This is a genomic window from Pseudomonas sp. 50_B, from assembly GCF_017491625.1.
GTDB lineage: Bacteria > Pseudomonadota > Gammaproteobacteria > Pseudomonadales > Pseudomonadaceae > Aquipseudomonas > Aquipseudomonas danubii.
In genome coordinates this window covers 1-439 of record NZ_JAFGYX010000170.1, presented here as the reverse complement: position 1 = coordinate 439, position 439 = coordinate 1, and the positions used below count along the sequence as shown (strand labels likewise).

Below are 439 nucleotides of genomic sequence, written 5' to 3'. Positions count from 1 at the left end.
TCGCCGAAAAGGGCGTCGCCGCGATCGCGTATTACGACAGCGTCTCGTTTCGCAAGGCTCTGGAAGTCGAGGACTTCGACGGATACATTCTCGACTGGCTGCTCGGCGAGGAAACCGCCGCCCCTCTCGTGCGCGGCATCCGCGCGAGCGAGAACGCCGACGCGCCGATCTTTCTGCTCACCGGCAAGATTTCGACCGGCGAGGCGAGCGAAGACGAGATCGCTGATATCGTGTCGAGCTTCAACGCCCGCTGCGAGGAAAAGCCGGTGCGGCTACCGATCCTGGTCGCCGAGGTCGCGCGCGCGCTGAAGATCGCCTATCCGCCCAACACGCAGGCGAGTTGAACCACCCCTTTGCGAGGACAAACCATGCGGATTTCGACGAACTGGATCAAGCATCTCGTGCTGGCGCTGCTGCTCGGCGTCACGCTCTCGTCTTA

The 439-nt window shown here is 62.9% G+C and carries 1 protein-coding gene; it reads left to right on the top strand.

Annotated features, from left to right (window positions below; all coding sequences use genetic code 11):
• Positions 1-344, top strand: a 344-nt coding sequence (locus tag J5M73_RS31445; protein ID WP_207816982.1) for a response regulator transcription factor, incomplete at its 5' end; no start/stop codon positions are given.
• Between the last annotated feature and the right edge of the window lie 95 nt (positions 345-439).